Raw genomic sequence first — 21905 nt, forward strand, 5'->3', positions numbered from 1 at the left:
GGATCAGGGCGCGGGTACGGGGGCGGCCCTCGCCGGCGCGGATGCCGAAAGGGTACGGAGCCGTCGAGCACAGGCTCGTCGCTGTACGGCCGAGAGGCCCGCGACCAGCGCGCCCAGCACCAGCCAGCCCGCCGGTCCCGCCGCCATCACCACACCGGTCAGCAGCGGCGGCCCGGCGGACTTCTGGATGGACTGGGACATCCCGGCCACGCCCAGATACTCGGCGCGGGCGTCCGGGGGCGCGAGGAGGACCGCCAGCTCCCAGGAGCTCACCGACCGCATCAGTTCCGCCAGGGTGACCACCAGGGCCGCGGCGAGCAGGACGGCCGTGGCCACCCAGGTCCCGCCCCGGGTGGCCGCGGCCAGGAACCCGCAGCACGTGAACACCATGGCCCCGTACAGCAGCACCGCCCGGGTGGCCCGGTGCGGGCCCTCGGCCCGCGCCGACACACTGATCTGCAGCACCACGACCATCACGGTGTTGATGATCAGGAATGCCGGGACGAGGGCGTGCGGCGCGGAGGTGCGGTTCACCAGCCACAGCGGCAGGCCGACGTTGAGGATCGAGTCGTCGAGGTTCATCGGGATGTCCAGCAGTACGAACGTGAGATAGCCGCGGTCCCGCCACGGGCCGGCCGGGCGGACCGGCGGCCGCTTCCCGTCCGCGGCCGTCGGCGCACCGGCCACCACGGTGCTCGTCTCCCGCGGCTCCTGCGTACGCCACACCAGCGCAGCGGCGACGACGAAGGACAGCGCGTTGCCCAGGATCAGCGCCCGGTAGGCGGCGTCGGTCCCCACGGCCAGGCCGATGGCCGCGATCCCCGCGCCGAGGGCGTAGCCCGCGTTGGCCGCGCTGCGGGACAGCGCCTGATAGGCGGCGCGCCGCTCGCCGGCGGTCCGGGTGGCGAACAGCATCTCCAGCGTCTTCGCCGCCCTGTCCCCCAGATACGTGACGGCGACGACGGGCAGCAGCGCGTCGAAGCCGCCGCACACCAGCACCAGGGCGAGCGTCACCAGGCGGAGCAGATGGCAGCCGATCAGCAGCGGACGCACCGGGAAGCGGCCGGCCAGCCGCCCGGCCAGCGGTGAACCCGCGATGCCCGCGACCCCGGCCGCGCCCAGCAGCACACCGGTCTGCTGGGCGCTCAGCTGCGTCACGAAGGTGAGATACAGGACCGAGGACGCGGCCCACAGCCCCGATCCGGTGCGGTCCACGGCCAGGGCGAGCAGCATGATGCGCGCGTTGCGGCCGCCCGGTGGGTTGCGCAGTTGGGCCAGCAGCCCTCGTTTCCCCCGTCCGCCCTTCGCCGGCTCCCCGTTCCCCTTGCCGCGCCGCATAGCACGCCCCCATGACATATCTCGACACCAGGAGATCAATGGATCAAAGACCAGGGAGGACCTTGCCGGAGAAGTCATCTCGATGTCAAGATACTTGATGTCGAGATACCGCCCGCCCGTCCCTGTGCGCTTCGCGGCCGGGGGCGTCACAGTGGAAGGAGGACACCGGGCGGGGCTGCCGGAGGAGGTATCCGGATGGATGTGACCGGCGAAAACGACGACCGGCTCCGGAACTACCGCGGCAAACGGCACTTCGACGCGACCGCGGAGCCGTACGGGGACGGCGGGCGCACGGGCGCGGCGCCCTGCTTCGTCGTCCAGATCCACCAGGCGCGGCGCATGCACTTCGACTTCCGGCTGGAGGTCGGCGGCGTGCTGAAGTCATGGGCGGTCCCGCGCGGGCCGTCGGAGAACCCGCGCGAGCGACGGCTGGCGGTCCCCACGGAGGACCACCCGCTGGAGTACCGCACGTTCGAGGGAGTCATCGCGAAGGGCGAGTACGGCGGCGGCACGGTGATCGTCTGGGACCAGGGCACGTATCGCCCGCTCAGCCACGACCGTTGGGGCGCGCCCGTGCCGTTCGAGCAGTCCCTGGAGAACGGGCACGCGACCTTCTGGCTCGACGGCACCAAGCTGCACGGCGAGTTCGCCCTCACCCGCTTCAAGGGACGCGGCGAGGGCGACGCCCCAGGCGAGGAGATCTGGCTGCTGATCAAGGCCAAGAACGGGCGCGCCACCCATGACGGGCCGGAGACCCCGGATCCGTACCTGGCCCGTTCGGCCCGTACGGGGCGCACGCTGCAGCAGGTCGCCGCCGAGGAAGGGGGCAGGCCTTCGTGACCGCGACCGTGACCGACCGCAGAACCGTGGAGGTCCTGCTCAGCCGCTACGGCACCACATATGCCGCAGAGGCCGGTATCAGGCTGCGGAACGCACCGCAGCCGCTCTACCAACTCCTCGTCCTCAGCGACCTGTTGAGCGCCCGCATCCGGGCATCCGTGGCGGTGGCGGCGGCACGCGCACTGTTCGCCCACGGACTGCGGTCCCCCGACCGGATGATCGGGGCGACCTGGCAGCAGCGCGTCGACGCCCTGGGCGAGGGCGGCTACCGGCGCTACGACGAACGGACCGCCACCCAGCTCGGCGACGGGGCGGAGCTCCTGCTCTTCGAGTACGGCGGCGACCTGCGGCGACTGCGCGGGGAGGCCGACGGCGACCTCGACATCCTGCGGTCCGGTCTGCGCAGGACCCCGGGCGTGGGACCGGCCGGTGCGGACATCTTCGTACGCGAAGTGCAGGCCGTATGGCCGGAGACGGCACCGTTCCTGGACGGAAAGGCACTCCAGGGCGCCGAGAACCTGGGGCTGCCCGCCTCCCCGGCAAAGCTCGTACGCCTGGCGGAACAAGCAGAGCAGGCGGAGCCCGCCGGGGAGTCCGGACATCTTGCCGACCACGGCCCGGCGACACTCGCGGCGGCCCTGGTGCGCGCCGCGCTGGACAAGCACGTCGTGGACGACGTCGAGGCGCAGGCCTGAGAGGACCCGGCGCCCCGCCTCCCGGGCCCCGGCCCCCCTACGCCCCCACCACAGTCGCCCGGCTCAGGAACGCCAGGCGGGCCCGCTTCTCCGGCTTGTCGATCTCCGGGCCGAGTTCGAAGCCTGCCCGGACCATCCGCGCGACGGCCTTCTCGTTGCGGACGTCCGGTTCCACGACGACCCGCAGGTGCGCCGGGTCGCTGAAGACGTAGGTGATGAGCACCGAGAGCAGGGCGCCGGTGTAGCCGTGTTCGGCGGTGTCGCCGGGGCCGATCAGGAGGTGGACGCCGAAGTCGCCGGGCTGGACGTCGTAGCAGTCCGCGATCGGGTCGGCGGCCGGTTCGTACGTCTGGAAGAGGGCGACCGGAACGCCCTCGCGCACGGCCAGATAGGCGTGGTGCGTGGTGAGCGAGTCCAGGAACTCATAGGTCTCCAGGACCTCTTCGCGGCTCGCGCCGCCCATGCCCCAGAAGCGGGCGCGCTCCTCGGTGACCCAGCCGTGGATCACGTCGAGGTCCGCGGCGGGGTCCACGGGCACGAGGCGGACGGTCCCGAATCCGGGGATCTCCTGCTCGTGGACGGGGGTGCGCACCGCGCTCACGGCGGGGTCGGCGGCCATCTCGGGTCTCTCTTCCGTTCGGTGCAGTTTGTTCCAGTCCATGACCACGGGCGCGAGCCCGCCCTCTGCCCACAGCGGCAGCTGGTCACGGTGATGGGCCTCGCCGCGGACCCCGGACGCCCCGAACGGGACCACCCACAGGCTGTCCTCACGGCGGGCCAGGTCCCAGACGTAGCGGGCGGCGGGACCGCGGGCGAACCGGTCGGTGATGCCGGGGACGCTGGAGGTGGACAGCACGCAGTCGTGGTCACCTGCGAGGCCCGGCCAGTCGGCGTCCGGGTCCTCGCCGGGCAGCGCCTGCCAGGGCGCCAGCCGGTGCACCTCGCGCCAGGGCCGCGGCGGGGCGTCGTCCTGCGGATACCGGGCCGCCACCGCCTCCGCCGCCGCGGCGACGGCCGCCATCCGGTCGGCGTGCGGCAGCGGCCCGTGCGTCAGCAGGGTCTCCAGGGCGTACGCGATCCTCGGCAGCGCGGCCAGCCAGGGGCGGAACATCGCCGGGTACGCGGGCGAGGCGGCCGGGTCGGCGGAGCCGGTGAGGGCGGCCAGGGCGGGGTGGGCGGCCAGCCGGTGGACGACATCGGCGCGCACGGCCGCGTAGAGCGTGGCGTCCGTGCTGTCGGCCTCCATGTGCCGGTCCCAGCGCAGGAGCCGGTCCCGCAGACGGGTGGCCCCGGGGCCGAGACCGGTCGCCGCGGCCAGCAGCTCCAGCAGCGGGCCGGCGGAGGCGAGGCGGGTGTCGGTGTGGATGTCCGCCATGCCCTTGGCGGACCACTGATCGCTCCGGCCGAGCAGCTCCCGTATCCGCTCCTCCCGGTGCGGGGGCGCGAACTCGACGCCGAGCGGGGAGGCGAGGCCACGCGCGTTGGCCATCACGGCCGCACCGTCCTCGACCCCGGCGCGGGGCATCGGCGCATGGCGGCCGCGCCAGGCGTACGCGGGATCGTGGGCCGGTACGACGCGCAGCCGGTTCTCGCGCGGGCGCAGCGGGACGTGCCCGGCGACCCGGTGCAGGGTGGCGCCCGCGGTGTCGGCGGCGAGGACGACGTTGACCGGCTCGGCCCAGTGGTCCAGGGCGGTGTCGAGATCGGCGACGGTACGGGCCCGCAGCAGGGCGGGCAGCACCTCGAAGCCCAACTCATGGGTGACGCGGGGCGGGTAACGAAGACTGATGCCACCCGCGTCACCGCCAGCGCCGCCGTCCCCGTCCGGGCCGCCGATGATCACCGGGCCGCGCTCGGTCTCGATGATCTCGACCGTGACCGGGCCGGCGCCCGCCACCTCGATCGTCTCGGTGTGGACGGCGGCAGGCTCCCAGCCCTCGGGGCCGAACGCCTCGACCCCGCCCGTCGCCGTGCGCCGCAACCGCTCCCGGTACAGGTCCTGGTAGTCGGCCATCGCGTTGGTGATCGCCCAGGCGACGCCGCCCGTGTGCCCGAAGTGGGCGATGCCGGGTACGCCGGGAACCGCGAGGCCCACCACGTCGAACTCGGGGCAGGCTAGCCGGATCTGCTGGTAGACGCCCGGGTCCTCGACGAAGCGGTGCGGGTCGCCCGCGATGACCGCCGCCCCGGTGGCGGTGCGGTCCCCGGTCAGCAGCCAGCCGTTGGAGCCGGAGGTGCCGGGGCCGTCGGTGGCGAAGAGCTCCGTCGCGCCGTCGCCGAGCCGGCGGGCGACCTCCTCGCGCCAGAGCTTGGCGGGGAAGCCCGCGAACAGGATGTGGGTGGAGAGCCAGACGCCCAGCGGGGTCCAGGGCTCCCACCGTCCGGGGGCGAGCCCGGCGGCCGCGAACTCCGGTGCGGGGCGGGCCCCTTCGGCCAGGCCCTCGTTGACGCCGTCGACGTACGAGACGACCCATGCGGCGGCCTCCGGAGCGACGCGCTCCAGACGGTCGAAGCAGCGCTGCGCGGTGTCGGCGAGCCGGGCCTGCCGGGCGAACCGGTCCCAGTCGACGGCGTCGGCGCCGAGGAACGCGGCCGTGCTGCCCTGCACCCGGTGCCGTTCGACCTCGATCTGCCAGGCGCGGTCCCGGGCGGCGTTACGGCCCTGGGCGCGGGCGAGTTCGAGGGCACTGCCCGCCCGGAGGTGGGGTATGCCCCAGCCGTCCCGGTAGATGGTTCCACGCATGCCGTATTCCGCCCCTTGCCAGTCCGTGCCGGTCCGTTCGACTTCCCAAGCCCCCAGAATTTAGGTTAGCCTAACCTAAAGTAATCTTTCGGACGGGGAGGGACAGCTGTGGGCCACGGCTGGGAGGGCGTTGTCCTCAAGGACCCCGAGGTGGTCGAACCGGCCGACTTCATCGGGGTCGACCGGGGCATCGTCAACCTCGCCACCACCAGTGACGCCACCAACTACCAAGGCCGCCGCCTCAACCGCTGCCGAAGGTGGCACGCCCGCAAGCGGGCTCAGCTCCAGGCGGTGGGCACCCGTTCTGCGAAACGCCGTCTCGCCCGCCGCGCGGGGAAGGAAACAGCGTTTTGCCACGCATGTGAACCACAGGATCTCCAAAGAGATCGTGTCCGTCGCGAAACGCACCGGTCGAGGGATCGCCGTCGAAGCACTCGACGGCATCCGGGACCGGGTACGGCTTCGACGCGACCAGCAGGGCACGCTCTCCTCCTGGCCGTTCCACAGCTCGGACAGCACCTGAGGTACAAAGCCCGTCGGGCCGGGGTGCCGTTCCTGGAGGTCGATCCGGCCTACACCTCGCAGCGCTGCCCGCGCTGCGGACACACCGAGCGGGCCAACCGGCCCACCCGTGACCGTCCCGTCGTAGGGGGTAGTCGGGAGCGCGACAAGGTGTGAACTGAACCGAGTGCACAGGCTCGGCCGTTCACGGCCGAGAAGTTGACGTTCACCGTGACCGGGGCCTTCCACCGGGTGCACCTCACCGACGGCGGGCTGCTCGCCGCGACCTGCGGCACGCACCCGACAATGTGGGGCAGGATCTGGTTCGAGCAGGGCGGCATACCGCACCAGCGCGCACCGCGCGAGCAACCTTGCCCGGGTCGAGGTCCCCCGGAGCACACTGCGCCGGGATCCGACAGCCCTGACCAGGGCAGGGGTCGCCCCTCCGGTGTCCACCTCATCCCGATGGGCGAGAGAGCCGTCTCCGCATCCGGAGCCGACGGCCGTCTGGGGCGCCCCGCTTCAGCCCGGCCAGACGATCGCCTGGACTTCGCTGTACGCGTGCAGGGCGTAGGAGCCGACGTCGCGCCCGACCCCGCTCTTCTTGAACCCGCCGAACGGGGCCTCCATGTTCCGCCCGGTGGTGTTCACGCCGACCCCTCCGGCGCGCAGTCGCCGGGCCACCCGGAAGGCTCGTGCCACATCCGAGGACCAGACGTAGTCGATCAGTCCGTAGTCGCTGTCGTTGGCGAGTGCGATGCCCTCCTCCTCGTCGTCGAAGACGACGACCACGACGACCGGGCCGAAGATCTCCTCGCGGACGACGCGCATGTCGTTGGTGCAGTCGGCGAGGAGGGCGGGGGCGACATAGAAGCCCCGGTCGAGGCCGACCGGGCGTTCGCCGCCCGTGACGATCCTCGCGCCCTCCTTCCGGCCGAGTTCGATGTACGACTCGACGCGGTCGCGGTGGGCGGCGGAGATGACCGGGCCGACGACGGTGGACCGGTCCGTCGGGTCGCCCACCTTCAGACGGCCCGCGTACGCGGTGAGCCTCTCGATCAGGGCGTCGTGGGCCGCGCGCTGGACGAGGACGCGGGTCGGAGCCGTACAGATCTGTCCGCTGTAGAAGGAGAACGTGGTGCCGATGCCCGCCGCCGTGGAGTCCAGGTCCGCGTCGTCGAGGACGACGGCGGCCCCCTTCCCGCCCAGCTCCATCAGTTGCCGTTTCATCCCCCGCCCGCACACCTCGGCGATGCGCTGCCCCACTGCCGTGGAGCCGGTGAAGCTGACCATGTCGACGTCCGGTGAGTCGACGGCGGCCTCGCCCGCCCCGGGGCCCGATCCGGTGACGACGTTGACGACGCCCGCCGGAACGCCCGCCTCTTCGAGCGCCTCGGCCATCCGGTAGACGGAGAGCGGGTCCTGCGGTGCGGGCTTCACGACGACCGTGTTGCCCATGGCGAGCGCGGGGGCGACCTTGCCGGCCGGGTTGGCCCAGGGGTTGTTGTACGAGGTGATGCAGGTGACGACACCGACCGGCTGGCGTACGGCGAGCGCCCCGAAGACACCGGCCCGGCCCATCGGCCCGGCCTCGTTGATCTGTGGCGCGATGGCCTCCTCGACCGGTTCCAGGGCGCCCCTGGCGTACCGGCGGAAGCGGGCGGCGCCGACGGCGACCTGCATACCCCTGGCCGTTGCCGTGGTGGCGCCGCTCTCCGCCCCGGCGAGTGCGGCGTTGGCGGTGAGGTCGCGCTGCATGAGGTCGGCGGCGCGGTCGAGGATCGCGGCGCGCTCCTCGGGGCGGGTACGGGCCCAGGCGGCGAAGGCCTCGCGGGCCGCGGCCGCTGCCGCGTACACCTGCTCGCGGCTCGCCTCGGGGGCGAGGCCGACGACCTCCTCGGTGGCGGGGTTGACGACCTCGTAGTGCCCGTGGTCGGGTTCGGTCCACCGTCCGCCGATGAAGAGCCGCCCGCTGCGGTCGCTCATACAGTGCTCACCGTCCGGGTGTCGCGGCCGGAGCGGAGCACCGTGCCGGGGACCGCGCCGGTCACCTTGTCGTCGCGCAGGGTCTCCACCCCGTTGACGCGGACCGACACGATGCCGATGGCCCTGGAGTCGAGGCGCGGGCTGTCGCCGGGCAGATCGTGTACGAGGGTGGCCGGCCCGGCGTCGATGCGTTCGGGGTCGAAGAGGACGAGGTCGGCGTGGAAGCCCTCCTGGACGCGGCCGCGGTCGCGGAGCCCGAAGAGGCGGGCGGGGTCGTCGGTGAGCATCTTGACGGCCTGTTCGAGAGGGAGGAGCTTGCGCCGTCGCAGGCAGTCGCCGAGGAAGCGGGTGGTGTACGGGGCGCCGCACATCCGGTCCAGGTGCGCGCCCGCGTCGGAGCCGCCGAGCATGACGTCCTCGTGCTCCCAGGTCCGGCGCCGCAGCGCCCAGGAGTCGGGGTCGTTGTCGGTGGGCATGGGCCACAGCACCGTACGGAGTCCGTCGGCGGCGCAGATCTCGACGAGGCAGTGGAAGGGGTCCTGTCCGCGTTCGGCGGCGATGTCGCGCACGACGCGGCCGCTGAGGCCCTCGTTCGCCGCGCTGTACGTGTCGCCGATGACGTACCGGCCGAAGTCGGCGAGGCGGCGGAAGACACCGGCCTCCTTGCTGTGGGCGCGGCGGAGCATCTCGGCACGGGTGGCGGCCTCGCGGAGCCGCTCGATCCGTTCGGGAACAGGAAGGGAGAGGATCTCTCCCCAGCCGGGGATGAGGTTGAGGGCGCAGAAGGTGCCGAGCGACATGTTCATGGGGGTGAGGATCGGCATGGTGAGCGCGACGATCCGCCCGCCCGCCCGGCGGGCGCGTTCGCTGGGTATCAGCTGGCGGGGTACGCGTTCGGGGACGGCGGCGTCGATGGTCAGGACGTTCCAGTTCAGCGGCCGTCCCGCGGTGGCGGTCATGTCGACGAGGAGGTCGATCTCCTCGTCGGAGAACTGGTCGAGGCAGCCCGCGACGATCGCTTCGAGCTGGGTGCCTTCGTGTTCACCGACGGCCCGGGCGAGGGCGAGGAGTTCCTCGGGGAGCGCGTGACGGGAGGCGACCGGCTGCCCGTCGCCGTCGGAGTGGGTGGAGGACTGGGTGGTGGACAGCCCCCAGGCTCCGGCGTCCATCGTGTCGTGGAAGAGCGCGAGCATGGCGTCGAGCTGTTCGGGGGTGGGCTGTCCGCCGATCGCGTCGGCGCCCATGACGTGTCTGCGCAGGGCGCAGTGGCCGACCATGAACCCGGCGTTGACGGCGATCCGCCCTTCGAGGGCGTCGAGGTACTCGCGGAAGCTGGACCAGGTCCAGTCGACGCCCTCCTCCAGGGCCTTGAGGGCCATGCCCTCCACCCTGGACATCATGCGACGGGTGTAGTCCGCGTCCTCGGGCCGGTCGGGGTGGAGCGGGGCAAGGGTGAATCCGCAGTTGCCTCCGGCGACGGTGGTGACGCCGTGGTTCATGGACGGGGTGGCGTACGGGTCCCAGAAGAGCTGGGCGTCGTAGTGGGTGTGGGGGTCGACGAAGCCGGGAGCGAGGACGAGGCCGGTGGCGTCCTCGGTGGTGACGGCTTGCTCTTTCCCGGTGAGTGCGCCCGGTTCGGCGATGACGGCGATGCGGCCGTCACGGAGGCCGACGTCGGCGGGGTACGAGGGTCCGCCGGCGCCGTCCACGACGGTCGCTCCGCGGATGAGGTGGTCGAGCATGACGGGGTCCCTTCTTCCTGTACGGAAATGCAGCCGGGGTGCGCACGACCGCGGTACGCACCCCGGCCCCACAGAGCGGCGATCCGGGAAGACGCCGCTGTCTTCAGCCCCGCCGCCGCGAAATCCAGCCTCACCGGGGCGATTCCAGCCCCTCCGGCGATTGAGGAGCGGGGTCCGGGGCAGAGCCCCGGTTCGGGAAGGGGCGGGTAGGGGACAACGCCCGCCGCAGGCGCACCGCACCCGCACCCCGCCCCCTACGCCCCCGCCGCCCCCCGGAACCGCGAGGTCCTGTGCACAGGATCCGTATCGATCTCCGGAATCACATGCTCACCGATCAGCCGGATCGAATTCAGCGTGTCCTGCCGACTCATCCCGATCGGCAGCCCGAAGCTCAGCTGATCCGCCCCCGCCTGCTCCCACCGCTTGCACTGCCGCAGCACCTCGTCCGGATCGCCGCAGATCATCAGCTCCTCGGCGATCAGGAGCTCGATGATCTCCTCGGAGTACTCCGGGAGCAGCTCGGGCCACTCGGGAATGCCCTCGGGCCGGGGGAACGTGTCGTGGTAGCGGAACAGCAGCGACTGCAGGTAGTTGAGCCCGCCCCCCACCGCGATCTCGACGGCCTTCGCGTGCGTCTCGGCGCATATGGCCGTCGACGTCACCATGACGTTGTCGTTGACGAAGTCCCCGACCGGCTCCGCGTCCTTGACGGCCGTCTTGTACGACTCGACGACCCACTCCATGTCGGAGACCTTCTGCACGCTGAACCCCAGCACGCCGAGCCCCTTCTTGCCGGCCATGGCGTACGAGGACGGCGACCCGGCCGCGTACCACATCGCCGGGTGCGACTTCCCGTACGGCTTCGGCAGGATCTTGCGGGGCGGCAGCGACCAGTGCTTGCCCTGGAAGCCGACGTACTCGTCCTGGAGCCACATCTTGGGGAACTCGGCGATGGTCTCCTCCCAGAGTTCCTTCGTGTGGTTCATGTCGGTGATGCCCGGCATGAAGCCCAGGATCTCGTGGCTGCCGGCCCCGCGCCCCGAGCCGAACTCGAATCTTCCCTCCGACAGATGGTCGAGCATGGCGACCTTCTCGGCCACCTTCACGGGGTGGTTGACGGGGGCGAGGGGGTTGAAGATGCCGGAGCCGAGGTGGATGCGGTCGGTGGCGTGCGCGAGGTAGCCCAGGTACACGTCGTTGGCCGAGAGATGCGAGTACTCCTCCAGGAAGTGGTGCTCGGAGGCCCAGGCGTACTTGAAGCCGGACTTGTCCGCCTGGATGACGTACTCGGTCTCCTCGATCAGCGCCTTGTGCTCCGCCTCGGGATCGACCTCGGCACGCGCGGCGGGCACGTACCCCTGCACAAACAGCCCGAATTCCAAGGAGGTTCACCGTCCTCAATCATTTCTGACACACCGTCAGATCGTGATGCGACCGACTGTTCCACCGACGGCCCGACCCGTCAATACCTGACACCTCGTCAGCTCGGCACTCGCTCAGAACAGGCTGACGCCCGCCAGCCATCCCCCGTCGATGACGAACGGCTGCCCGGTGATGTACGAGGAGTCGTCCGAGGTCAGGAAGAGCGCCAGGGCCGCCACCTCCTCCGGCTGCCCGATCCGCCCCAGCGGTACGAGCTTCTTGTACAGCTGGGCCACCGCGGCCCTGGACTCCTCCGGGTCCGCGGCCGGGTCCAGCGCGGCCGGGTTGGTCATCGCGGTATCCACGGCCCCGGGGCAGACGGCGTTGACCCGTATCCCCTTTGCCGCCAGCTCCACCGCCGCCACCTTGGTCAGACCGAGCACCGCGTGCTTGGCGGCGGCGTACGCGCCCACGAAGGCCATACCCGTGAGCCCCGTGTACGAGGCGGTGTTGACGATGGTCCCGCCGCCCGCGGCCTCGATCTCGGGCGCGACGTTCTTGATCCCGAGAAACGCGCCCACCTGGTTGACCTGCACCACCTGCTGGAACTCCTCCAGCGGCGTGGTCACCAACTCGTTGAACCGGAGAATCCCCGCGTTGTTGACCAGCCCGTCGATCCTGCCGAAGGCGTCCTTCGCGGCGGCGACGGCGGCCCGCCAGCCCTCCTCCCGGCTCACATCCAGATGGACGAACCGGGCGACGTCCTCCCCCAGCTCCTTGGCCAGCGCCTCGCCCTGCTCGTCCAGCACATCGGCGATCACCACCCGTGCGCCCTCCGCGGCGAAGAGCCGCGCCTCCTGCTCGCCCTGCCCGCGCGCCGCACCGCTGATCAGCACGACCCGCCCGTCCAGCTCTCCCATGGCCTGACTCCTACCTGTCGAGAAGGGGTGCGACCTCGGCGGCGAACGCCGTCATCTGGTCGGTCAGTTCACTGCGGCTCCGGCTGCGGAACCGCACCTGGATCTGGTGGACGCCCATGGCCCGGTACGCGCGCAGCGACTCGGCGACGGCCTCCGGCTTTCCGGTGAGGGTGCGCCTCCCCACGGACCACTCCGGCTCACCGACGTACAACGGCTCGGTGATCGCTCCGATGACGATCGGCTCCCCGACGCCCGCCGCCTCGCGCAGCTCCTTCAGCCGGGCGATCTGGGCGGGCAGCCTGTCCCGCGGATCGCCCTGCGGCAACCAGCCGTCCCCGCGCACCGCGGCCCTGCGCACGGCGGCGGGCGAGGAGCCGCCCACCCAGACCGGCACCCGTTCCTGGGCCGGACGCGGCAGCTGCCCCAGCCCGGCGAAGGAGAACCGCTCCCCCGCGAACTCCGGGTACTCCTCGGGCCCGAGCGCCGCCTTCAGCGCGTCGATGGTCTCGTCCAGGACCCCGCCCCGCCCCTCGAAGTCCGCCCCGAGCGCCCGGAACTCCTCCGGTACGTGCCCGGCCCCGACCCCGAGGATCAGCCGGCCGCCGCAGAGGTGGTCGAGGGTGGCGTACTGCTTGGCGGTGGCCAGCGGGTGCCGCAGGCCGACGACGGCGACATGGCTCATCAGCAGGACCCGCTCGGTGATCCCCGCAAGAAAGGCAAGAGTGGCGACCGGGTCGTACCAGACCGTGCCCATGACCCCGGCGAGCCGCCGCGGGATCGCGACATGGTCACAGCTCGCCAGGTAGGCGAAGCCGGTGCGATCGGCGGTGCGGGTGATCTCGGCGAGGTCGGCGGGGGTGGCCTCGGCCTCCCACCCCTCCGCGTAGATGGTGCTCTGCGACTGGATCGGCAGCTGCATCCCGTACGACAGCGGTCCGGTGGGCGATATCGGCATCGACCGGTCCCCTTCCCGACGCAATCTGACGCATCGTCATCTGACGGCGCGGGGCCATCGTCGTGCCTCACGTCACATCAGACAAGAGGCGGGCGCGAACACGGCTCGCTCCCGCCTCGTGATCCCGCTCCTGCTTCCCGCCCGCTCGCGCCCGTTCGCGTCAGACGGACGCGGCATCGCGGCCGGCGTGGTGCCTGCTGACGTTCTTCTCCATCAGCTCCGCCGACGAGGCGTCGATGGCAGCGGGCGCAGCGAAGAGGCCGGGGACGCTTTGAAGTGTTCCACCTGCGTGAGCGGGGGTGCCTCGACAGACCCGGCAGCCCCCGAGTACCCGGGCCGGCCGCTATGGAGACGTGCGGTCGGCGTGCACCGGTGCGGTTTGCACCGGAGGGAAACTCAGGGGCTGCGGAACGCGACGTGATCGACACGGAGCTGCCGCAGCGGAAGACCCTTCATCTGCTGTGGCAGCAACCACTGGGGGCTGTCCGGGACCCTAAGCGGGTTCCTGTCCCTCCCCCTTCGATTCAGTCACCTCACGGGGTGGCGGGGACGCAGACCGCGTACGACTGGACGGTCTGCGGGCCGGCACCGCTGTTGTACGCGGAGACGTGCCAGGTGTTGGTCGCGGTGTCCGGGTAGCTCGCGGTCCAGTGGATCTCCTCGTTCTGCAGCTGGTTCACGGCACCTCCCCCGGTCAGCACGGTCCCGGCCGGGCACTGGGCGTTGATGTTCTCGACGCTGCCGCCGGCGGGAATGAGCGTGGCGGCGCTGGTGGCGGTCTGCGACGGACCAACAGGGCCCGTCGGACCGGTCGGACCGGTCGCACCGGTCGCACCGTCAGCACCAGCCGGACCAGTCGGACCGGTCGCACCGTCAGCACCAGCCGGACCAGTCGGACCAGTCGGACCGGTCGCACCGTCAGCACCAGCCGGACCAGTCGGACCGGTCGCACCGTCAGCACCAGCCGGACCAGTCGGACCAGTCGGACCGGTCGCACCGTCAGCACCATTGGTACCGGCAGCACCCGTCGGACCCACAGGACCCTCCGGACCGGTCGCACCGTCAGCACCATTGGTACCGGCAGCACCCGTCGGACCCACAGGACCCTCCGGACCGGTCGCACCGTCAGCACCATTGGTACCGGCAGCACCCGTCGGACCCACAGGACCCTCCGGACCGGTCGCACCGTCAGCACCATTGGTACCGGGGAGGCCTGCGGCACCCGTGTCACCGGTGGCGCCCGTCGGACCAGTGGGTCCAGTGGCACCATCGAGTCCGTCAGTACCATCGAGTCCGGCAGCACCCGTCGGACCCGTCGGACCCGTGGGCCCGGTCGGACCGGTCGCACCGTCGACACCCGCCGGACCAGTGGCACCAGTGGCGCCCGGCAGACCCGTCGCACCCGTCGGACCGGTCGCACCGGTCGGACCGTGAGCACCGACCGCACCGGACGCGCCCGTGGCACCGGTGGCGCCCGTCAGACCCGTCGCACCCGTCGGACCGCTGGGACCGGTCGGACCGGTCGCACCGTCGACACCCGCCGGACCAGTGGCACCAGTGGCGCCCGTCAGACCCGTCGCACCCGTCGGACCAGTAGGACCGGTCGCGCCGTTGGCGCCCGTCGGGCCCGTGGGCCCGGTGGGCCCGGTGGGCCCCGTGGGACCGGTGGCGCCATCTCCCGGGAAGTCGTCACAGAACGGCACAGAGGTCTGCGTCGAGATGTAGCGGGCGCTCATCCAGCCGCTGCCGTTGGACAGCAGGTACCACAGAGAGTTCCCTTGGACGCTCTGACCGAACACCTGGCAGGCGATGGACACCGTGCCGCCGGAGGGCACGCTGCCCACGATCGACGACTGGGTCGTGGGACCGCTGCGGATGTTCTGAGAGGTCTGGGCAGTGACCGTCCCGGACACGCTCGCCGCCACCCGGCTGGCCATGACCCGGTTGGCCGCCTGCGAACCCGTGGGGTTCGGCGCCCCGTGAGCGATGTCCATGGGGCACAGAGCCAGGGTCATCCCCAGCGACATGGCACCCAGGGTTGAACGGGACAGAATGTCCCAGCTTCTCGATTTATGCATCTCGGATTCCTTACCGGTTCTGCGTGGATCGGAGCCGTGACTGTGACAGGCGGAACAGGGCCAGCGCATATGCGCCACGCCGATGATCTTCCGTCTGGGTGCAGACCGCTCCCCTTGTGAGTGAGGGGTGCTTCGGCTATCTGCTCTATCTGCCCCTATTTACAGCCTGGTTAGGCGCATTCGAAATGTCTGCCTGACCACCTGCACGCCCCCGAGAACCCCGTGTCGCGTCATGGCAGCCGGATTCATGCGCACTAGCGTCGCTTTCCGCGGTGACCGGATCGGCCGATCCCGTACACCGCACGGATTCGCCGCGTGGCTTTACTCCATACAAGCCGGATCAGGAGACGTATATGACAAATCTGATCGACCGCCCGACCGAAGAACGGCCTCCCACCCTGCACCGCAAGCCGTCGATCTGCCTGTGCATGATTGTCAAGGACGAGGCAAAGGTCATCGAGCGGTGCCTCGACTCCGTGCGCGACCTGGTGGATGCATGGGTCATTTCCGACACCGGTTCCCGTGACGGAACACAGGAATTGATCCGCGCCACGATGAAGGGAATTCCGGGGGAGCTTCACGAGGACCCGTGGACCAATTTCGGCCACAACCGCACACTGAACATCCAGCGCGCACGCGGCAGGGCCGACTATCTCCTTCTCATCGACGCCGATATGGCCGTCCGACGAGAGGGTCCGCTGTCCGCACTGTCCGAACTGAGCGCCGACTCGTACATGGTGCGTCATCTCGGCGCCCTCGAATACCGCATCCCCCGGCTGGTCAGAGGGGACATCCCATGGCGGTACGAGGGTGCGACCCATGAGTATCTGACCACCGCGCAGCAGCACACCGTCGCCGATCTCCAGGTGCTCAGCATCGAGCACTTCGCCGACGGCGGCTCGCGCGGGGACAAGTTCACCCGGGACGCCCGCCTGCTGCGCCAGGACCTCAAGCGCGATCCGGACAATCCCCGCACGGTCTTCTACCTCGCGCAGACGCTCCGTGACATGGGTGAGACCCGGGAGGCGATCGCGGCGTACGAGCGCCGGTCCGGCATGGGCGGTTGGGAGGAGGAGGTGTATTACGCCCTGCTGCAAGTGGGGGTGCTCAAGGCCGGCAGCGGTGACTGGCCCGGTGCCATGGACGCGCTCACCCGCGCCTGGGAAAGCCGTCCGCAGCGGCTGGAGGCGTGCTTCGAACTCGCCTCCCGGCTGCGGAAGATGGGGCGCTATCAGGCCGCGCACGCCATTGCCGTCGCCGGCCTCAATCGCCCCGCCCCCAAGGACTGGCTGTTCATGGAACCCTGGATCTACAGCTGGGGCCTGCTCTTCGAGCACTCCATCACGGCCTACTGGACCGGCGACGCGCGCGGATCGCTGGATTCCTGCGACCGCCTCCTCGCCCTGCCCGACCTTCCGGCCTCCTACCGCGATCAGACCATCAGCAACCGGAAATTCGCGGCCGATCGTGTCGCCGCAGGCCCCGGCCGGTCCGCACCGGCCACCTTTGCCCGCCCGAAGAGCGCATGAGGGACGCATGAGGGGCGCATGACGGGCACACGAGAGGCGGAGAGGAGACCGGGGCGTGGCACGGGACAGGGCGGCCTGCGCGGGTGGCGCTGCGCCGCCGACTGCGCGGTCACTTCCGGTATAGCGCCTCGATCTCCTTCTCGAAGTCCCGTGCGATCTCGTCCCGTTTCAGCTTCAGCGACGGTGTCAGGTGGCCGCTGCTCTCCGTGAAGTCCACCGGCAGCACGGCAAATTTCCGGATTGATTCGGCACGCGAGACCAGTCGGTTGGCCTCGTCGACCGCGCGCTGGAGCGTGCTGAGCAGTTCCTCGTCCGCCAGCAGTTCGCGGATCGGCACGTCCTGCTTCTTCTTCATCCGCCGCCAGTGGGTGATTCCGTCCGCCTCCAGGGTGATCAGCGCGGTGATGAACGACCGGTTGTCGCCGACCACGATGCACTGGCTCACCAGCGGGTGGGCGCGCAGCCAGTCCTCCAGGGGGGCCGGGGCGACGTTCTTGCCGCCGGAGGTGATGATGATGTCCTTCTTGCGGCCGGTGATCGTGAGGTAGCCGTCCTCGTCGAGCGCGCCGAGGTCGCCGGTGGCGAACCAGCCACCGTCCTGTACGGGTACGGGCTCGGCGCGTTCGGCGTCCCAGTAGCCCTGGAACACCTGGCCGCCGCTGAGCAGCACCTCGCCGTCGTCCGCGATCCGTACGGCGGTGCCGGGCAGCGGCCAGCCTACGGTGCCGAGGCGTGGCCTGAGCGGTGGGGTGACGGTGGCGGCGGCGGTGGTCTCCGTCAGGCCGTATCCCTCGAAGATCTCGATGCCCGCGCCCGCGTAGAACGAGGCGAGGCGGCGGCCCAGCGGGGAGCCGCCGCAGATCGCGTACCGGACGTGTCCGCCGAGTGCGGCCCGGATGCGGCGGTAGACCAGCGGGTCGTACAGGGCACGGGCCGCACGGAGCAGCGGTCCGGGGCCGGGGCCCGTGCCGTGTTCGGCGGCCTCGACGGCCTGTCCGTACCGCCGGGCGATCCTCGCGGCGCGGTCGAACGACGAGGCGCGGCCCATCTTCTCGGCCGTGGCGCGGCCGGTGTTGTAGACCTTCTCCAGTACGTACGGGATGGCCAGCAGGAACGACGGCCTGAATCCGGCCAGGTCGGCGAGGAGGTCCTCGGTCTGGATGGACGGGGCGTGGCCGAGGCGGACCCGGGCGCGCAGACAGCCGATCGCGACCATGCGTCCGAAGACATGGGAGAGGGGGAGGAAGAGGAGCGTGGACGCGGGGTACTTGCTGACCGACTTGAAGACCGGGTGGAGCAGTTCGATCGCGTTGTCGACCTCGGCGAAGAAGTTGCCGTGAGTGAGGACGCAGCCCTTGGGGCGGCCCGTGGTGCCCGAGGTGTAGATGAGGGTGGCGGGGGTTTCCGGTTCGAGCGTGGCGCGGCGGGCGGCGACGATGTCGTCGGGTACGTCCCGGCCGTGGCTCTTCAGCCGGCCGACCGCTCCCGTGTCGAACTGCCACAGATGGGTGAGGTCACCGAGCTGTTTGCGTTCCTGGCTGATCAGCCGGCCCTGGTCCGCGGTCTCCACGGCGCAGGCGACGGCGCCGGAGTCCTGGAGGATCCAGCGGGCCTGGAAGGCGGAGGAGGTCGGGTATATGGGCACGGTGACGAGCCCGGCGGCCCAGGCCGCGAAGTCGAGCAGTGTCCATTCGTACGTCGTACGCGCCATGATCGCGATCCGGTCGCCGGTGGCAAGGCCCTCGGCGACGAGGCCCTTGGCGACGGCGAGTACCTCGTCGGCGAACTCGGCCGCCGTCACGTCCTGCCAGCTGCCGTCGGGCCGCTTGCGGCTGAGGACGGCGTCGGCGGGGGCCTCGCGGGCGTTGTCGAACGGGATCTCGGCGAGGGAGCCGCGGCGGACGGGGGGTGCGAAGGGGGGTACGGAGACCTGCCGTACCGATCCGTCCGCGGCTTTGACCTTGGTCGGCTCGACGAGGGTGGGGGTGGGGACTGTGGCGGTGGTGGGTGGCGTGGACACGTGCGGCTCCTCAACGTGGGGTCGGGCGGGTTCGCCGGGTCCGCCCGGCGGCCGGTTCGTCCTCAGTCGCCGGACGGGCTCAATAGGTGTCCTCAGTCGCCGGACGGGCTGGAATTCGGTCCTGTCCGGTCCAGGTTGAACCGCTCGACCGGGCCGTTCGGTGCGGCGGCCCGCCGATGACCGCGGCCCTGCCGGGCCGCGGAAGCGCGAGGGGGATCAACTCGACCAACTCATCTCGACCTGTTCCTGACCCTTGAGTAACCTTACTCTGTAGTAAATCTACGACCGAGCAGGGAGTCCGGACAATGGCCGACCGATATCTGCACTTCACCGGCACAGCACCCGGCCGTTTTCTGACCCGGAGGCTCGGTCTGCCGCAGCCCGCCCCGTTGCGCCGCTGGTCCCTGGAGACCCCGTCGCTGGACGGGCCGCTTCTCCACCTCACCGCCGGGGACTCCGCCGTCACGGAGGAGCTCGGCGCACTTCTCGCGGCGACCGGACTCGAAATCGCCGCGCGCGCCGAACGTCCTGCGGGGATTGTGCTGGACGCGACGGCCGTCGACACCCCCCGCGGGCTCGGCGATGTCCATGCGGCCCTGCACCCGGTGGTCCGTTCCCTGGCGCCGGGCGGGCGCATCGTGGTGGTGGGGGTGCGCCCGTCGGCCGACGACCACCACCAGGCCGCCGCCCAGCAGGCCCTCGAAGGGTTCGTACGCTCGCTGGGCAAGGAGGTCGGCAGGGGCGCCACCGTACAGCTGCTCCGTATCGCGCCGGATGCCGTCGCCCCGGCCGGGTCCACCCTCCGCTTCCTGCTCTCGCCCCGGTCCGCATACATCAGCGGCCAGGTGATCGAGCTGACCGCGGACGCCCCCGGCACGGTCGCCGACTGGGCGGCCCCGCTCGCCGGGCGCACCGCGCTGGTCACCGGCGCGGCGCGCGGCATCGGCGCCTCGGTCGCCTCCGTGCTGGCCCGCGACGGCGCCCGGGTCTTCTGCCTCGACATCCCGCAGTCGCACGAGGAGTTGACCCGTACCGCCGACCGGCTCGGCGCCACCGCGCTGGCGCTGGACATCACCGCGGCGGACGCCGCGGAACGGATCGCCGCCGCGGTCCCCGGCGGTCTCGACGTCCTCGTGCACAACGCGGGCATCACCCGCGACCGCCGCCTCGCGAACATGCCGGCCGACCGCTGGGCCCCGGTCATCGACGTCAACCTCGACAGCGTGCTGCGCACCACGGACGCCCTGCTCAAGGCGGGCGCCGTCAACCGCGGCGGCCGGATCGTCGCCACCGCGTCCATCGCCGGAATCGCGGGCAACAACGGCCAGACGAACTACGCGGCCGGCAAGGCGGGCATCATCGGCCTGGTCCGTTCGCTGGCCCCGCGCGCCGCCGCCGAGCACGGCGTCACGGTCAACGCGGTGGCCCCCGGCTTCATCGAGACGAAGATGACCGCGGCCGTCCCGCTCCTCATCCGGGAGGCGGGCCGCCGGATGAACTCCCTTGCGCAGGGCGGCCTCCCGGTCGATGTCGCCGAGACGACCGCCTGGTTCGCCCAGCCCGCGTCGACGGCCGTCAACGGCCAGATCGTGCGGGTCTGCGGCCAGAGCCTGCTGGGTGCGTGACCACGTGCCGAGTCCGAACGTGACACTCGTACGGGCGGCCGTCACGTCCCCGTTCAAGAAGGCCGGCCGCCCGGGCGCCACCGTGCCCGCCGGCCGGGCGGTGCTCCCGGCCGCTCCGGTCGCACCCGGCCCCCTCGCCTCGTACAGCAGGATCTGCGGCTGCTCCGATCCGGGCACACTGCCGCTCGCGTACCCGCATGTGCTGGGTTTCCCGCTCGCCATGCGGCTGATGACCGCCCGGAGGTTCCCGCTGCCGGTCATCGGGCTCGTCCACACCTGGATCGAGATCACCTGCCACCGGGTCCTGCACCCGACCGATCTGCTCGAACTCACCGTGTACACCGACGGGTTGGCCCCGCACCGGCGGGGCACCGAGGTCACGATGGTCACCGAGGCACGGATCGCGGGCGAACTGGTCTGGGAGTCCCGCAGCGGCTACCTCTCCCGGCACGCGACGGACGCGGCCCCCACCGCGGCGGACGCGGCCCCGGCCGACGTGGAGCTGCCCGTCGTCGCCGAATGGTCGCTGCCCGGGAATCTGGGACGTCGTTACGGCGCCGCGTCCGGCGACCGCAACCCCATCCACCTCTATCCGCTCACCGCCCGGCTCTTCGGCTTTCCCCGGGCCATCGCCCACGGCATGTGGACCGTCGCCCGCTGTCTGGCCGAGGCGCCGCGGCCCCACGAGATCCGCTGGGTGCGGGCCGACTTCAGGGCCCCCGTCCTGCTGCCCTCCACCGTCACCTACGCGGCCGACTCCACCGGCTTCCAGCTGCGCGGCGCAAGCCGCGTCCACCTCACCGGGAGGATGCTCGGCGCGCCCGGCCCGCAGCCGGGGCAGGGGCCGGGGGCTGCCACGGACGGCCGTTCATGAGGTTCTCCAGACCCGCCCAGGAGAAGTTCATCAGGGTCGCCGCGGCCTCCTTGGCCGAGACACCCGGGGTCTCGTTCGCCCACCCGGCGAGCGACTCCGCCGCCCCCACGAGCGCCTGCGCCAGCCCCGACACATCGCGGTCCGGGAGCGCCGGATCGTGGTGCGCCTCGCGCGCCGCGGCCCCGATCAGACCCGTCACGAACGCAACGATCTCGTCCCGCATGACCGTGACCTCGGTGGCGAACGGCTCCCCGTGGGTGCGCGCCTGGCGGTGCAGCACCGCCCAGCCGTCCGGATGCTCCGCCGTGTGCGTGAAGAACGCGCGCAGCCCGGCCCACAGTTGCCGATCGGCCGGCAGATCCGGCTCCGCCCCCGCCCGCACCGCGTCGACCAGCGCCTTTGCCTCGCGCCTGATGCACGCGGTGAAAAGCTCTTCCTTGGAGTTGAGGTAGAGGTAGACGAGCGGCTTGGACACCCCGGCCAGCTCGGCGATCTCGTCCATCGATGCGGCACGGTATCCGAGCTGCCCGAAGGTCCGCACGGCGGCGTCCATCATCTGCTGCTCACGCACGGCACGCGGCATCCGTTTGCTCTTCACAGCACCCACGTCGACTTCCTCCCACCCCCGCTGTGCCACTCCCGGCAAGAGTACGGCGCGGGTCTCGTCGCCGTCGTACGGAGCAGGGGCCGCGCGGGG

17 protein-coding genes and 2 pseudogenes are annotated in these 21905 nt (G+C 71.4%); 8 read left to right on the forward strand and 11 right to left on the reverse strand.

The window, feature by feature from the left end; all coding sequences use genetic code 11:
- Window positions 1–3 precede the first annotated feature (3 nt).
- Window positions 4–1338 (reverse strand): MFS transporter, encoded by a 1335-nt coding sequence (locus OG507_RS17065; protein WP_327368048.1) that lies wholly within the window; start codon window positions 1336–1338, stop codon window positions 4–6.
- A gap of 195 nt (window positions 1339–1533) precedes the next feature.
- Here OG507_RS17065 and OG507_RS17070 point away from each other — a divergent pair, with 195 nt between their 5' ends.
- A complete protein-coding gene (locus OG507_RS17070; RefSeq protein ID WP_327368049.1) occupies window positions 1534–2178 on the forward strand; it encodes a DNA polymerase ligase N-terminal domain-containing protein in 645 nt (214 codons plus the stop codon).
- An 8-nt stretch (window positions 2179–2186) separates the two neighbouring features.
- Window positions 2187–2873, forward strand: coding sequence for an endonuclease (locus OG507_RS17075; protein WP_327372004.1), 687 nt, complete (start codon window positions 2187–2189; stop codon window positions 2871–2873).
- A 37-nt stretch (window positions 2874–2910) separates the two neighbouring features.
- Here the strand turns inward: OG507_RS17075 and OG507_RS17080 are convergent, their stop codons facing one another.
- Complete coding sequence (locus OG507_RS17080; RefSeq protein ID WP_327368050.1) at window positions 2911–5616, reverse strand: GNAT family N-acetyltransferase; 2706 nt, start codon at window positions 5614–5616, stop codon at window positions 2911–2913.
- 388 nt (window positions 5617–6004) lie between these two features.
- Here OG507_RS17080 and OG507_RS17085 point away from each other — a divergent pair, with 388 nt between their 5' ends.
- The 3 genes and pseudogenes from OG507_RS17085 to OG507_RS17095 form a co-directional block, all read left to right on the forward strand.
- Complete coding sequence (locus OG507_RS17085; RefSeq protein WP_327368051.1) at window positions 6005–6139, forward strand: hypothetical protein; 135 nt, start codon at window positions 6005–6007, stop codon at window positions 6137–6139.
- 23 nt (window positions 6140–6162) lie between these two features.
- Window positions 6163–6294, forward strand: coding sequence for a zinc ribbon domain-containing protein (locus tag OG507_RS17090; protein ID WP_327368052.1), 132 nt, complete (start codon window positions 6163–6165; stop codon window positions 6292–6294).
- A 42-nt stretch (window positions 6295–6336) separates the two neighbouring features.
- A pseudogene (locus OG507_RS17095) lies at window positions 6337–6474 on the forward strand (siderophore-interacting protein); the annotation flags it as partial.
- Between the two features lie 165 nt (window positions 6475–6639).
- Here the strand turns inward: OG507_RS17095 and OG507_RS17100 are convergent.
- The 7 genes and pseudogenes from OG507_RS17100 to OG507_RS40395 form a co-directional block, all read right to left on the reverse strand.
- A complete protein-coding gene (locus tag OG507_RS17100) occupies window positions 6640–8103 on the reverse strand; it encodes an aldehyde dehydrogenase family protein (RefSeq protein WP_327368053.1) in 1464 nt (487 codons plus the stop codon).
- Window positions 8100–9845 (reverse strand): N-acyl-D-amino-acid deacylase family protein, encoded by a 1746-nt coding sequence (locus OG507_RS17105; protein ID WP_327368054.1) that lies wholly within the window; start codon window positions 9843–9845, stop codon window positions 8100–8102. Before OG507_RS17105 ends, OG507_RS17100 begins: the two co-directional genes overlap by 4 nt.
- Before the next feature lie 254 nt (window positions 9846–10099).
- Window positions 10100–11227 carry an LLM class flavin-dependent oxidoreductase gene (locus OG507_RS17110; protein ID WP_327368055.1) on the reverse strand — a complete coding sequence of 376 codons (1128 nt, stop codon included), beginning with the start codon at window positions 11225–11227 and terminating at the stop codon, window positions 10100–10102.
- 114 nt (window positions 11228–11341) lie between these two features.
- A complete protein-coding gene (locus OG507_RS17115) occupies window positions 11342–12127 on the reverse strand; it encodes an SDR family NAD(P)-dependent oxidoreductase (protein ID WP_327368056.1) in 786 nt (261 codons plus the stop codon).
- A 10-nt stretch (window positions 12128–12137) separates the two neighbouring features.
- Window positions 12138–13082 (reverse strand): LLM class F420-dependent oxidoreductase, encoded by a 945-nt coding sequence (locus tag OG507_RS17120; protein ID WP_327368057.1) that lies wholly within the window; start codon window positions 13080–13082, stop codon window positions 12138–12140.
- Window positions 13083–13615: 533 nt separating this feature from the next.
- The gene (locus OG507_RS17125; RefSeq protein WP_327368058.1) at window positions 13616–13762 is read right to left on the reverse strand and encodes a hypothetical protein; all 147 of its coding nucleotides are present in this window, start codon (window positions 13760–13762) and stop codon (window positions 13616–13618) included.
- A 1047-nt stretch (window positions 13763–14809) separates the two neighbouring features.
- Window positions 14810–15229, reverse strand: a pseudogene (locus tag OG507_RS40395) (SH3 domain-containing protein); the annotation flags it as partial.
- 284 nt (window positions 15230–15513) lie between these two features.
- Between OG507_RS40395 and OG507_RS17130 the strand changes: the two are divergent.
- Window positions 15514–16689: a glycosyltransferase gene (locus OG507_RS17130; protein WP_327368059.1), complete on the forward strand. Its 1176-nt coding sequence runs from the start codon at window positions 15514–15516 to the stop codon at window positions 16687–16689.
- Between the two features lie 109 nt (window positions 16690–16798).
- On the opposite strand, the gene OG507_RS17135 is transcribed toward OG507_RS17130, so the two are convergent.
- Window positions 16799–18709, reverse strand: coding sequence for an AMP-dependent synthetase/ligase (locus tag OG507_RS17135; protein ID WP_327368060.1), 1911 nt, complete (start codon window positions 18707–18709; stop codon window positions 16799–16801).
- 305 nt (window positions 18710–19014) lie between these two features.
- On the opposite strand from OG507_RS17135, the gene OG507_RS17140 reads away from it, so the two are divergent.
- Complete coding sequence (locus tag OG507_RS17140) at window positions 19015–20334, forward strand: 3-oxoacyl-ACP reductase (protein ID WP_327368061.1); 1320 nt, start codon at window positions 19015–19017, stop codon at window positions 20332–20334.
- 4 nt (window positions 20335–20338) lie between these two features.
- The gene (locus OG507_RS17145) at window positions 20339–21208 is read left to right on the forward strand and encodes a MaoC family dehydratase (protein ID WP_327368062.1); all 870 of its coding nucleotides are present in this window, start codon (window positions 20339–20341) and stop codon (window positions 21206–21208) included.
- Here the strand turns inward: OG507_RS17145 and OG507_RS17150 are convergent.
- Complete coding sequence (locus OG507_RS17150; RefSeq protein WP_327372005.1) at window positions 21132–21791, reverse strand: TetR/AcrR family transcriptional regulator; 660 nt, start codon at window positions 21789–21791, stop codon at window positions 21132–21134. The two genes, OG507_RS17145 and OG507_RS17150, sit on opposite strands and share 77 nt — an antisense overlap.
- Between the last annotated feature and the right edge of the window lie 114 nt (window positions 21792–21905).

Source organism: Streptomyces sp. NBC_01217 (genome assembly GCF_035994185.1).
Taxonomy (GTDB): Bacteria; Actinomycetota; Actinomycetes; order Streptomycetales; family Streptomycetaceae; genus Streptomyces.

What these genes read in the sequence shown, in the direction of transcription:
- OG507_RS17130 (WP_327368059.1), top strand. Translation starts at nt 15,514, where the DNA reads ATGACAAATCTGATCGACCGCCCGACCGAAGAACGGCCTCCCACCCTG.
- OG507_RS17070 (WP_327368049.1), top strand. Translation starts at nt 1,534, where the DNA reads ATGGATGTGACCGGCGAAAACGACGACCGGCTCCGGAACTACCGCGGC.
- OG507_RS17105 (WP_327368054.1), bottom strand. Translation starts at nt 9,845, where the DNA reads ATGCTCGACCACCTCATCCGCGGAGCGACCGTCGTGGACGGCGCCGGC.
- OG507_RS17065 (WP_327368048.1), bottom strand. Translation starts at nt 1,338, where the DNA reads ATGCGGCGCGGCAAGGGGAACGGGGAGCCGGCGAAGGGCGGACGGGGG.
- OG507_RS17100 (WP_327368053.1), bottom strand. Translation starts at nt 8,103, where the DNA reads ATGAGCGACCGCAGCGGGCGGCTCTTCATCGGCGGACGGTGGACCGAA.
- OG507_RS17120 (WP_327368057.1), bottom strand. Translation starts at nt 13,082, where the DNA reads ATGCCGATATCGCCCACCGGACCGCTGTCGTACGGGATGCAGCTGCCG.
- OG507_RS17150 (WP_327372005.1), bottom strand. Translation starts at nt 21,791, where the DNA reads ATGCCGCGTGCCGTGCGTGAGCAGCAGATGATGGACGCCGCCGTGCGG.
- OG507_RS17080 (WP_327368050.1), bottom strand. Translation starts at nt 5,616, where the DNA reads ATGCGTGGAACCATCTACCGGGACGGCTGGGGCATACCCCACCTCCGG.
- OG507_RS17115 (WP_327368056.1), bottom strand. Translation starts at nt 12,127, where the DNA reads ATGGGAGAGCTGGACGGGCGGGTCGTGCTGATCAGCGGTGCGGCGCGC.
- OG507_RS17140 (WP_327368061.1), top strand. Translation starts at nt 19,015, where the DNA reads ATGGCCGACCGATATCTGCACTTCACCGGCACAGCACCCGGCCGTTTT.